Raw genomic sequence first — 13,126 nt, 5'->3', positions numbered from 1 at the left:
CTGTCTATTATGATATTTGATCAATCGCTTTTCAGGAGGGAAATTACTTATATTACTCTCCTGTTCTTCTGTCACAAGAGAGCTAAACTTCCCCCTGAAAAAGAGGACTATCTGATTTCGGCACAGCACGCCTGTGGTTGCATCTCTGGAATGGGCGCGGCTTTTGTCGGGAGTGGGGCATTGGCAAGGGCATTTCATTTCGATAAGTTAATAAAAGAGGGTCATGGATGAGAAAGCGGGAGCTGAATTATGTATATTCTGCGACTGAATGCTGCCGGACAACCGGTGGAGTGGCTGACCTGGCAGGAGACAGTGTGTCTCTATTCAAGAGACCTGATCCGCTGGAGTCTTGGCGATATCATATATCGGGTAAGAGGCGGCTATAACCGATGGCTTGGTACCCAGACGGTCATTGAATTACCCAGCATCATTGCCTGTGGCGGTAAACGACACTTTCCTGCCCGTACCAACCCTGCCTTGACTAACTCTTCTCTATTCGAACGTGATAATCACCAGTGCATGTATTGTGGCAAGTTCCTGTCACGCCGGTTTTTGACCCGCGACCATATCCTGCCGACTTCAAGGGGTGGGCAAGACGACTGGATGAATGTAGTCGCGGCCTGCAAGCGATGCAATCAATTCAAAAGCGATCGTTTGCTGGAAGAGCTGAATATGGCGCTGGTGGCGTTACCCTATCGACCGAATGCGGCTGAATATCTGGCTTTGGTGAACAGCCACCGTATTTTGCCGGAGCAGGCAGATTATCTTAGCAGTCAGTTTTCTGAAAACTGCCGCTGGAGCCTTGATCCGGGTCGTCAGGACATAGAGCCTGCCCTGCTGATTGACGACTCTTGAAAATAGCCCAAGTTGACAGCACTATCAGGGGAATACAGAAAAATAGAAGATTGATGTGCGAAAGCAATACCTCAAACAGAGATTGAAAAGAACCGGCGACAGGGCGAAAAGCCTGGCCAGTTCAGCGTCAGTTGCGGTGGCTGCAAGTGTTGACCGTCTGCTTGATAAAAGAGTTTGTCTGGGGATTACCGGCTTTAGTGGCAGTGGCAAGACGACCCTGATCACCAGCCTTATCCATCAGCTTCGCTATTACCCCGATGCTGCTCTGACCGCATTGCCACCCGCCTTGCAGAATCGTCTACTAGGTGTAGAAATATCGCCACTGAAAGATCTGACCTTGTTTCCCTATCTGGAGAGCGCCACTGCGTTGGACAGGGAAGCCTGGCCCAGCGCCACACGACAGGCGTCGGGATGTTTGCTGGAAATAAAATACCGCGCCCGCAGTCATCTTATTCCGGGAACAAAACCGGGTATTAGTCGTCTTTATTTGGAAATACATGACTACCCCGGGGAATGGTTACTGGATCTTCCGCTATTGGAAATGAGTTATCAAGACTGGTGTCAGCAAAGCCGAAAACTGGCAGCAGCCATGCCAGAAGATCCTTTTTTGGTTCAGCTGAAATCGCTGAATATTCTGGAGCCTCTGCACGAGTGGAGACTGAACTCACTCTGGCAGCAACAACTGGATTTTTTGAAACGTTGCCAGCAACAGGGGCTGACGATGATTCAGCCCGGACGGTTACTGCATCTGGCTCCTGATAGCCCTGAAAGTCAATTTCCATTTATTCCTCTGCCACAACTGGTGGAGCTGAGTGAAGAGGAAAAATCGGCTGCTCCCGGCGATGCGCTCTATCAAATCTGCGAAACGAATTACCAGCATTATCTGAAACGCTGGGTAAAGCCTTTCTACAAAAATACTTTTCAACGCATTGACCGCCAGCTGGTTCTTATTGATGTGCTGAAAAGCCTGAATCAGGGTCAGGAAGCCATGGACAACCTGAGGATGTCACTGACCCAGGTTCTGCAAAACTTTGAATACGGCACTAACAATATTATTCGCCGACTGATTCAGCCCCGGATTGACCGGATTGTCTTCGCTGCCAGTAAGATCGATCAGGTTTTGCCTGATCAGCATGAGCAGGTGCGATCTCTGACAGCTTCTCTGGTCAGAGAGTCACAGCGACAGGCAAGGTTCAGGGAAGTCGATATCCGCTGCGAAGCCATTGCCTCTGTCCGCTCTACAACCTATGCCGAACACCACGGTCAGAGAGTCCTTAAAGGCAATACAGAAGAGGGGCCCGGCCTTCTTCTGCATCCTCCCTTGCCAGAGCAGTATCCTGACGATGATTACTGGCAGAACTGCCAGCAGTGGCATCTGCGCAAGCTGTTACCTCCAGCCGGACTAAAACTGAACAACGGAAGCCGTTTACCGCACATCCGTCTGGACAGCGTTCTGAATGATCTGCTGGGAGATAAATTTCAATGAAACCCACCCAAGAAAAAGACGAATTCTTTATTCCCCTGGATCAAAATGTTCAACTGGAAACTCCGAAATCCCTGAGCAATGATCCGAATCTGCCACTACTAAGTGATCCCACGCTATCACTTAAGCCATTGCGTTTTCTGGGCCGTGCTGCAAAAGGCATTCTTGCCCTGATGGCTATTTTGGCCACCTGGCAGACCGTAGAATTCCTTTATTTCCTCAGCCAAACCCACTGGTCATTGGCCGCAGTATTTGGTTTGCTGGTTGCTGGCCTTATCGGTCTTTTAGGAAAAGCAGCGTGGGAATACTTTGGCTATCAGAAAGACTTCAGAGGCGTCGAACAATTACAAGCAAACGCCAAGGGCATTCTTAAAGCCCGCTCCTGCGGACAAGCCAAACACTGGTTGGCAAAATTAAGTGCACTTTATCGGAACAAGCCACATCAACTTTTACTGGAAAAAGCCCTCAGCACTCTGCCTGATTATGCGGATGATGCTGAAACCCTTCAGCACCTGGACCAGCAGCTGTTCCGAAGTCTGGATGAACAGGCCATCGCCAGAATTTCCCGGCACAGCCAGCAAGCGGCCATTCTGGTCGCCATCAGTCCACTGGCACTGCTGGATATGATGTTGTCAGGCTGGCGTTGCCTGAAGATGCTGGATGAAATCTGCCAGATTTATGGTCTCCGTCCTTCCCTGTCCGCAAGAATGAGATTGTTAAAGATGGCGCTAACCCAAATGGCTCTGGCTGGCAGTACAGACCTGATGACTGACCAGCTGGCAGATCTGGCTTCCAGTAAACTGATCAGCACGATCAGCACTCAGGCCGCCACGGGGGCAGGTATCGGTTTCTATACGGCACGAATCGGTATTCAGGCGATGGAACTCTGTCGTCCTGTGCCTTTTGCAGAAGGTCAGCGGCCGGGAATGGGGAAAATGGTGAAAGAGATCATCAACTTAATCCGGGCACGGTTTCGCAGAGATAGCGACTAGCCGTCTATTGATATTGTTCCGTGTAGCACCGACCCGGCCAGCGGCCTTCTTTTTTTAAGTGGCTTGAGTTTTTTGCTCAAATCACTATTTTGCGATCTCTCTTTTTTTGGAACTTTTGGTCAACTTATGGGTCAATATCTATATGTATTCCAGGGAGGGCTCACCCTCATTTTAATTAGGGACAATTAAAGACAGGATAAAAACGATGGATCAATTACCTCAACCCTCATATGATCATGGACCAAATCCCTCTACATTCAGTGCTAAAGGCAATGCTGAAGCGAATCGCGGCAATGTTTCTGGCAGAACCGTCAGCGGTGAGTCACTGGGAGTCAATTTCGCTGATTTCACATCAGATCCCGTAACAGAACAAAAACAGATCGGCATCTCTTCAAGAGCAGTGGTTTTAAATGTAGATACCCCTGAAGTGGCTAAACGCAAACTGGACGTCACCCATGTTCATCAAAATTCTAAAGTAACCTCAAGGTTTGAAACCTTTTCTGCTGTGAACACTGCTATCTTGACCGACAAGCAAGCCGAGCTGATTCAAAAACTCGTTAAGAAGGGAATTGATAAACTCACGCAAGATGAGCTTATGACCGTTGTCGACTATCTTCCCAGAACCGATATTGGAAAAAGAATAGATAACCATTATTTAGAATCACCCATCCTTATGAAAGAATTTGTACGGACTGGTGTTTTTCATATTAACCAAATACCCAAAGATAAACTGACTAAAGATCTACTATTAGCTCATCCCAAGTATAAGTTTTCTCGACTTTCTTACGATGACCTGCCTGAGGAATTAAAAAATGATGTTGATTTTCTTATTGAATATTCGAGTTTGAATGGTATTCCTTATCGAACACCACCGGAACTAGCCGTTTTTGTTTATGAATATCTGGATGTTACAGCGAAAATAGAGTCCCTGGGCACTCTCCCTGAGTATTTTAAAAATCAAAATGATGACTTGTACAATGAGCTCATTCGTTCAGGAATGATAGCGGTTGGAGACCTTCCAGAACACATTAAAAGAAAAAACAAAGAGTACTGCCTGTCACAATTATCACACGGTTTTTGTGAATTATCAGAGGTTCCGGCTCAATTTATAACAAAAGAAGCTATTTTGGATTCGCTTAATGACCAGAAATGGGCTGTTAATTATCAAAGCATTTTCTCTAATCAATACAGTACTTTCACCAAGGACCCTGTCTTTTTTGAAGAGGTACTGATTAAGATCGTAACAGCTGAATTAGAAACAAATAATGAAAGAGATCAATTATATCGCATGTCCCTGTATGCGGTATATGATTTTGCCTCAAAAAGATATAAGGCAGATGAAGAAAAACTTGGTTTGTTATTAAAAAAACTGGTGAAAGCTAATCCTTTTTTATTGATTGTCATTAATGATTTGAATGATACATTGCTTCAGGAATTAAACGATACAGCAAAGGATTCATTGTTGGACATCTTAAGGATTAGGCCTGGAGTTAGCAAAGGTTTTGAGATTAATATCCTTTATTTTTTCTTTGAAAAAGTGAATGCAGACAACGATTTTAAAACCCATGCCTTGAATGTTGTTCATCCTTATTTTCCTGAACAGAAGTTTCATATGCTTCCGGAAGAGATTCTGAAGAAGCAAGACGACATAGTGCTTAAATCTGAACCCTTCGATAAGGGGAAATTGCACTTTTTGAACAGAAAGTTACGGCCAGAAAACCCTGGTATTGTATTAGATTACATTGAGCGGTATCTGAATTTTGTGCTCTTTTTTAACAATAAAAAATATCTAGAGAATTGTTGCACTGATCCAAAAAACCGGCAAAGGCTCATTCAATTACTGGCAGAAAGGTTAGTTGCTGATAAAGAATATTTGGTGGGGGACTGGAAATCCAGACTACCTCTACCATTACTGGCTGATACTCTGGATTTTCTCAAAGACCCGGCACTTTTCTTCAAACTGGATTCTTCCGGCAAATTGGCAGAGCCCGTTAATCCTCTCAATTTTCAATTGTCCAATACTTCGGCTTTCGAATTAGTAGTGGCTGCCCACGCATTTGATTTTCATCCTGCACAGTTAGCTTCCGGTCGTCAGTTACAGTCGGAATTTGCTCGCGCCGGTGAAACAGTCTTTGAATCGGTTTATTCTGGTCAAGATCCGCTATCGCTGTTTGAAAAAGAAGGCAGTATCGTAGGTGGTCGTACACTGGCAATATGCAATGGTGAGGAGGTTGATTACTATAAGTTCCAACGAGTCGGAGAGTCCGTCAGCACCCTGGCGCAAGAAGGCATTATGCATCAATTTATTGCCAAAAGTGATCGTTTTAAAAGCCGGAAACCACGCTTTGGCGAGTATCTTGTCGTACTGGAAAAGGATCTTCCGGAGAGTTGCCGAAGTTTCACTGACCGATTACAAGTGAGTTATGTTAACGGCGAAAGAGCCTTCCGGGTCTATCATTTCAAAGCAACGAATAGTTATGGTAAATACGCTCACATTATTGATGATACCAGTACTCCTTACGCAACTGCTGAGCAAGGTTTATTGAATAGCATTCATGACATTGGCGTACTTAATGGCAAGTTTGGCGTTATGCCTACGTCAACGATACCGGCATTTCACTTTACCGGGCGTCGTTGGGTGTTCCTTAGCCCGTTATTGGGGAACTCCACTTATTTCGCCTCTCCATTACCTGGCAAATTTGAAAGCTGGATCAAGGCCATTGAGCGACCTGATTTTGGCTGGGATGGTCTTCGGGATTGGGGCGATGTTGAGTTCTATGGCTCCATGAAAAGCGGCCTTGGTACGAAAGACTCTAAAACCTGGGGTTATAGTCCAGAGGTTATGCAGCGGTTAAGCTTTGCCAATGCCCTATGCGAAAATATGCTGGCTGCCGTGTTGTTAAGGTCACGCCTGCGTCGGGATTCCCAAGACTATTATTATCAAAATCAACTGGCAGTGAAAGAGACAGAAAACTTTATTGAACAGTTGCTGAACGAATACCTGTCAGGCCTTTTTGCAAAAGAAAAAGAATTACAGCCCAAGTCAAGGTTGCAATCATTTATGGGTTTAGACGACAACAAATACCATTCATGGTTGACTCGCACAGCACAGGAGATCTTGTACTGGACTGCCCTGCAACCTTGTGAGGTCACAGACCCTGATGCATTTCCCCCTTCTGTTGAGTGTTACTCAGAACATTTAAAGCAAAAGGGGCGTTTGGATACAATGCTGTACCCGGAACCTCTGCACCCGCACCCCACGGATACACAGAAAAAATTTCCCAGGCACTTCAGCCAAGCCGATGGTCAGCTTAATCTCGGCGCTAGTAACGCTGTTTTTCCTCTGGTTGCTCTGAGTAAGGGGCTTACATTGTTTGCCAGCAATGTTTTTGCATTCGCAGACCAGTACACAGAGGTTGATAATATGGAATGAAAAAGTCTGAGACGATCTACATTGTTTTTTGTTGCGCTGACTGCCCTGAAATCCTCCATGGCGCTTCAAGCCAGGGTAAAACGCGACGGAAGTTTGCTGGACCTTCCAGCGTACAGGGCAGCTGACACTGTTGTTCTTTGTGACACTGGCTTGGTCAGCAGCCTTTTTTTAAACTCTGCGATTCTTCTTTTTTGGAACTTTAGTTTAATTAACGGGTCTGTATTTATGAGCATTCTTTTGGCGGGCTCGCCCTCGTCATGATTAAGGAGAATTAAAGAAAGGAGAAAAACGATGGATCCACTATCTCAACCCCCATGTAATCAGGGGCAAAATCTCTCTACTTACAGTGCCAGAGCTGAGAGTGCTGCAAAAGTTGCTACAGCGGATTATGGCAATGTCTACCCCAGAACCGTCAGGCCTGCCATCGTTGAGCCGTCTGGGGTCAATCGTAGAGACTTCACACCGGGTTTTCTAACAGGACAAAAATATCAAAAAAAGATCGAGATTTTCTCCGGAATAGCTGCTTTAGATGAAGAAGCCTTTGAAGCGGCTTATCGAAATCCAAAGCTCGACTTTACCGATTTTATAGGTATTTGTGTTAAGTATTATATCGGAACTACCGAGGCAACCGCGTATCCTGAAAAGAAGTCTGTGCTTAGCACCAGGCCGGGGGAATGCCTTGATATTACAGATCTTTCAGGAGACTCACTATTTGACTTAATCAGTTATCAGCATGATATACCTGAAGGCATAATATGTGGAGACGCAATAACATTTTGCCCGTTAACGTCGTCTGATTTTGATCAGATCCGCAGTTTTCTCGAAGAAGACTTAAGTCTTGCCCCAAAAGACAATGTGATCATTGATGCGGGGTCAGGGCGATATTGTTATCACAGTGCTCTATTTGCCCTGGCAGGTTTTACTGTAAGACCTTACGACTATTCACCTGCCAGAAGTATTTACAGGGGGCATGGAGTTGCAGAGAAGTTGTGTAGTCCATTTCTGACGCCAAACGATAAAGATTTGACGGGCGATGATATTACTTCATCTTTTTTTGATACAAACTCAGTGTTGTTTATGAGTTTCCCTGACAAGCCTGGCTATTCTTTTAGCCTTCCTCTGGTGAAAAAATACACTGAATCGGAAGTGTTGAATAAAGTGGTTGTTCTTCTCATCCTGGATAGTGACGGATGTGAAGGTACTTCTTTTACTGTTTCAAAAGAGACAATGGATTTACTCAAGGAAAACTATGAATTACGTAAAATAATTGATACAGAAAAGCGTCCTGCAGAGATACAAATCCATGTCAGGAAAAGCAGTGCCGGACTCAAAAACAACCACAACGAATACAGACTCGAAAGCAATAGCAAGTCAACCGCTCGCTCCTCAGACGACGCACAAACGGAGGAATCAGGCGCATCTTAAGGCGACGGCTGAAGGTCAAACAGGAACCGCTACTTGAACAGACCTTTAGTCTTTTCAGGTTCGTGTGCAATTAAATTTCCTCACTCTATTGTTCGGCGAATAAATGATCTACCAGTCAACTGGAGTGAGTTTAATCTGAACGTAAACACATTCAGGAAAATGATCGTTATGATTAGCTCCAACTTTGCTACATAATACTCCAAAAAGTAAGTTATCTAAGCATATTGGATACGGATTGGGATGAGTGCTCATATCTCTATTAATCTCGCAACCACAATCTTCACATGATGAAGTACCTCTTAGTACAAATGGTTTGTCTACCAGCTTTTCACCTTTTTCGTTAAAAACGATGGGTAGCGCCATGCGGCGATGTTCTGCTTTCTGAATGATTTCGAAAGACAAACTACCTTCTGGGGTATCAAAGCTGAAATTTACAGAAAAATCATCGGGACGCTCAGCGTGATTTCCGAAAAACTTTACAAGGTGTTTCCCCCTTCTGCGTCCTCTTTCGGTTATTGATTCATAAAAAAGCTTTGAAATTTTGCAATAATAGGTATCTTCTCCCGGTTTCTTGAACACTGGTATAGTCCCCATTTTACGGATCTTCCCATGGAGCTGAATCGGCTTCTGTTCAGTTCTGTCACAAAATAAGGCATCATCTTGACCCAACTGCACACTGCAAGGGCAGTTTACTCTGTGCTCCCTCATTCTCGCAGTAGCTACATATTGGTGGCATATTCGGCAATTGACTTTGTTAAAACGGCATTTCGACATGTGTATCGGCACAAGGGCAGGCTGATGTTGAAAAGAACAGCCATCATCTCTGTTGGGGCAGAAACCGGCTCCAGAGCATCTTCTTAAATGTTCCTGTATACCCATCTTATTTTGAATCAAACCTATATGGGAATTACAAAAACGGCATATGTCGCCTTCTTGAAGAGTGCTTCTGAAACAATGCAAGTAGGCCGAATCAATACTGTTCTCTCTGGAATTGAAAAAAGCATAGGGCGAGTGATCAGTTCGACAAGCCGCACCCCTGTCCTCCTGATCAGAACGAGCATTGGCCAGCTGTTCGCACCTGTTTTGAAGTGCTTCGAATGCCCGGGTAAATGACTCAGCCAGTTGCAAGTGTTCGGGATCGTTGATCTGGCGACAAGTATGAATAAACTGCTCGACTCTATGCTTATCCTCTGGCATTACAGGCACACCATAAAATAATACACTCCCTGGGGGAATCGCCTGTTCTTCCTCTACCGGGTTCACAGGTTCTGACTGATGCTCCAGCGTAACCGGGGTATGGTGGTCTATGATATGACCCTTCAGGAATGCCAGCGGGCAGCTGTGGTTACAGCCGAACGGACATTGAAACATGATGGCCGCAGCTGTGTCTTCATAGTTGAATAAACGATCGTCCATTCTCCCACGACAAGTAATGCATTCTTTAATAGTGTTCATTTTCAGGTCAGTCATTGACTTAAAACAGCCAATACAGACACTGTGAGGAAGACTCGAAGTGCAAGTCCTCGCTTCTCCGGTAATGAGCTCTGTGCAAACGGGACAAAACAAATGTTGCTGGCTTCCACTAAGATAAGCCGTAGCGTACAAAGGAATGGGTGTTTCATCGTCGTTTCTTTGAGGTTCATAATCGTAAATAGCCTCAACTTGCTGCTGATTTATCGGTTCCCGCCTTCCATCTCTCTCGGAAGCGGCTGTGCCGGGTTCCCGGGTTTGTTCGGAGCTGCGTTCTGAGTGATGCATTGCATTAGCTTCAGGTCGAGTCGACCTTTCATTTCTTTGGTGATTCCCACCTGCAGGATTTGAAGGTCTTTGGGCACCAGGACGCTTACCGGCACCATGTTCAGGACGGTCATAATGAAAAGGCTGCTTGCGAATGAAGCGGTTCCATTCATGCCATCCGCCACCTGCTGGCATCGATGGGCCGAAAATCTCTGGATACAGTGATTCAAGAAAGCTCTGGTTATACAGACTGAACCGTAAGTAGGCTTCAGTCCTGCTGATCAATAACAGCTTGCCGTTGTGTTGGATGATGTATGACAGTTGCCCATTACTGTCCTGCACATGAAAGGCTGCCCCGTAAATATATGCCAGAAATCTTAATAGCGGGTCATCAGATAATGAGTTCAGTAACCATTTATTAGCCCACCTGAAAACAGGTTTGACACCGCTGGTATTGCTGTCAACTGATTCAGCAGTGATAAGTTGAGGCCAGTTTTCATCAGACATGTCACTGACTCTCGCCACGGCAGGAAACTCCGAAGGCACAAGAACCAGGGCTTCTTCCTGATTAAGCCTTAGCCAGATGGCATCCTGAAATAAAACCGAATTGCTGGAATCAGCATAACGGATTGACAAGGGGAAAGGGGCAGGCAGGAGATGCGTTAACGGGTTTTCTACCGCATCAAGGTCATTCTTGTCAGAGCGATCAAAACCATTACCGGCAAAAAGTTGGGTTAGATTGTAGGGTATGGGTAAATCAGGTTGACGACTCAGCAATGATGGCGGGCTGTTTTTCGGGGCCCCGGGGTCTTCCGGGTCGGTGCCTGATGAAATGGCCTGTGTGGCAACACCCTGAATGACCCAATGTTCGTGACAATGGCCAGTTGGGTCAATATATCTTACGGCGCTGGGCAGATAAGCGGGTTCCAGTTCCAAAGGTTCATTATCACCTGAGAATTTCCAAACATGGCCTTCAGCCAGGGCGAGCTGTAATTTTATCTGACTGTATTGCGGTGCGACCACTGAAACATGAGTATCAAAAGAGCATGAACTATCCCCGCCAGGTTGAGCAGGCTGCGGTGGCAGATTCAGGTCAGGCAGCGGGTTCTTGGCTTCGGGAATATTCCGATAAACTGTGGCAAGCAAGGGTAACAGTGAACTGAATGACACGGGCTCAACGAAACTATTCACAGCTACTGCCTGCGGTATCGTTGCCAGCTGCATCATAAGGCAGACAAAAAGAAATCTGCAAACAGCAAGTGTGTAATATGTTTTTTTCATATCACCCTGATATACGTTATTTACCATCCAGTCAGAAATAAATTAACTGGTATGTATGATCAAACATAAAAATTATTGTTGATGGACTCTCCGTGGTGCGAACTCAATGCTTCTAAGTCCGATCCGGTCGCATCGATTGTCCGGGTATGGACACGCTCGGCCCATAACAAACCGATTCCCGGTAGCAAGATAGATCATCAGGCAGAGGGTCGCCATCAAAAGGGCTTAACATCAATTCTGTTTTCAAATTATGGTAAACGAAGTTCAGGTACCTTCAGTACAATGGTTGGATTTTGGGGTGCGGAGCGAGGAATTTGTATGATGACATTTTTGCCGGAATCACAACTATCGACTAGGCTGACCAGCTAACCGGTGCTCATTATGAATTTTCGATGTTTGTTTTAATGACAAGTGAATTTATAAGGATCATTATTTTCATGCTCTCACTAATCATTGGAATTAGCCAATCCTGTTGCTGCGTGTTGAATCTATGAGAAGTTACGCATTATTTTTCATTTTTTTCTTACAATTGTCTTTGGCAGGCTTCAGCTATTCAGTAATGGACCATCAGGATAATGGTGAAGATGAAACTCCTTTAAACATACACTCACCGGGTGAATTTGAGCTTATCGAGAGCTCATCATCACCTGGCCTCTTTTTCCGCTTTGGAAACGATTTTACTTTTCGTCGTTATGGTGATTATTTATCACTGAACGGATTGCGAGCACTACCCTCTCTGGCATTTAACATCATGAAGTACTGGTTGGTGAGCAAAAAAACCGCCTCCGTGCTGAGTCGCTGGACAGAAAACACTGTGACGCTGCACACGGCGCAAGTCTTGTCCATGGCCATTTTACCCAGTGTAGAAAGTGCCCTGTACAGCTGGTGTACCGGTACCCGTTCGGGGTCAGAGCAAATTCAGGTGGACTCACCCCAGATCCGCAAGCGATTTTACCTGGAGTTGATTTACCAGCTGGGGCGTCATCAGCAGATGTTGCGAATAACGCCATTCCCATTGAGCCCATCCACCAGTCCGACGCTGGCCGGGGTGCCATTACCCAATGGCTACTCCCATTGGCTGGAGCTCTATGAGGCCAGTTGGCAACACAGTGTCGTTCACATTGACCTCTCATGGGTTTCACCCACGGCGCCAGAAGCCATTCGTATTGACATTCATTATTCAGATAAAGCCACAGAGTCAACGGTAGTGACACTGACCCACAACGGAGATTTAGAAAGTCTGCCGGTGAGTATTGAGTCACTGTTGCATAATGAGGCGAAAGATGAGGCGAAAGATTTTGCCAGAGGTCGTCCCATTGCTAGCCTCTTAACCGATGCGGTCATTAAAAACACCGTAGCTCTGATCCAAAATCGGGTTTCAGCCGCAACCCATTTCCCTGTGTCACGGGTTGCTGGCCAACTTGAATTTGACGCGGATGGTTATAGTGGTCAGTTATCACTTTGTGGTGAACAGCAACCTGATTGCGACAGCCACCTGCAATTGACGTATAAACCTTTTCCATACCCGCATTTTGGTATGATTTTGCAGGGACAAGATCACATTAAAGGCAGCGTTGACGCGACAATTAAGCAACTGGCGAATGCCAATCGCGCCGAGCTGATTCTGCAACTGGTAGAAAAGGTGATCCTGCACATTTTTATAACTTCATTTCAGCAAATCAATCAGGACGCAGAGCATACTGACAACGATTACTTTCAGTCCTCCCTTCGACATGACGAACAAAACCTTGAAACGGCCATAGTACCCTCACACCATAAACCTGTTGCACCTCAGCAGCCAATGGTTGAAACATTGATGCCAGCAAGCCAGTTTCCTGATTCCGCAGAGCCTCCGGTGCAATGGCCGGATGAATCTCAAATGAATGCTCTAAAGTCAGGTGTCGTAAAAACAGAGTCTGT

Annotated in this window: 7 protein-coding genes; 6 read left to right on the top strand and 1 reads right to left on the bottom strand. The window is 45.6% G+C overall.

All coding sequences use genetic code 11. The features are described from left to right. Positions 1–249 precede the first annotated feature (249 nt). From KDK19_RS23070 to KDK19_RS23050, 5 genes are all read left to right on the top strand, one after another. On the top strand, positions 250–855 hold the full coding sequence (locus KDK19_RS23070; RefSeq protein WP_257276059.1) for an HNH endonuclease: 606 nt from the start codon (positions 250–252) through the stop codon (positions 853–855). Positions 856–910: 55 nt separating this feature from the next. Next, positions 911–2,341 (top strand): YcjX family protein, encoded by a 1,431-nt coding sequence (locus tag KDK19_RS23065; protein ID WP_257280150.1) that lies wholly within the window; start codon positions 911–913, stop codon positions 2,339–2,341. Then, positions 2,338–3,330, top strand: coding sequence for a TIGR01620 family protein (locus KDK19_RS23060; RefSeq protein WP_257276057.1), 993 nt, complete (start codon positions 2,338–2,340; stop codon positions 3,328–3,330). The genes KDK19_RS23065 and KDK19_RS23060 overlap by 4 nt, the downstream gene beginning before the upstream one ends. 427 nt (positions 3,331–3,757) lie before the next feature. Continuing rightward, entirely contained in the window at positions 3,758–6,763 is a 3,006-nt protein-coding gene (locus KDK19_RS23055; protein WP_257293040.1) for a hypothetical protein, read from the top strand. A 291-nt stretch (positions 6,764–7,054) separates the two neighbouring features. Then, positions 7,055–8,188, top strand: a complete 1,134-nt coding sequence (locus KDK19_RS23050; protein WP_257275847.1) for a phage N-6-adenine-methyltransferase — start codon at positions 7,055–7,057, stop codon at positions 8,186–8,188. A gap of 108 nt (positions 8,189–8,296) precedes the next feature. Here the strand turns inward: KDK19_RS23050 and KDK19_RS23045 are convergent, their stop codons facing one another. Then, on the bottom strand, positions 8,297–11,116 hold the full coding sequence (locus KDK19_RS23045) for a hypothetical protein (protein WP_257293039.1): 2,820 nt from the start codon (positions 11,114–11,116) through the stop codon (positions 8,297–8,299). Between the two features lie 649 nt (positions 11,117–11,765). Here KDK19_RS23045 and KDK19_RS23040 point away from each other — a divergent pair. Continuing rightward, positions 11,766–13,126, top strand: a 1,361-nt coding sequence (locus tag KDK19_RS23040) for a hypothetical protein (protein WP_257293038.1), incomplete at its 3' end; no start/stop codon positions are given.

The organism is Endozoicomonas sp. ONNA1 (assembly GCF_024606325.1).
Taxonomy (GTDB): domain Bacteria; phylum Pseudomonadota; class Gammaproteobacteria; order Pseudomonadales; family Endozoicomonadaceae; genus Endozoicomonas_A.
The sequence above is the reverse complement of the archived record's forward strand: the minus strand, read 5'-3'. Positions and strand labels throughout refer to the sequence as shown.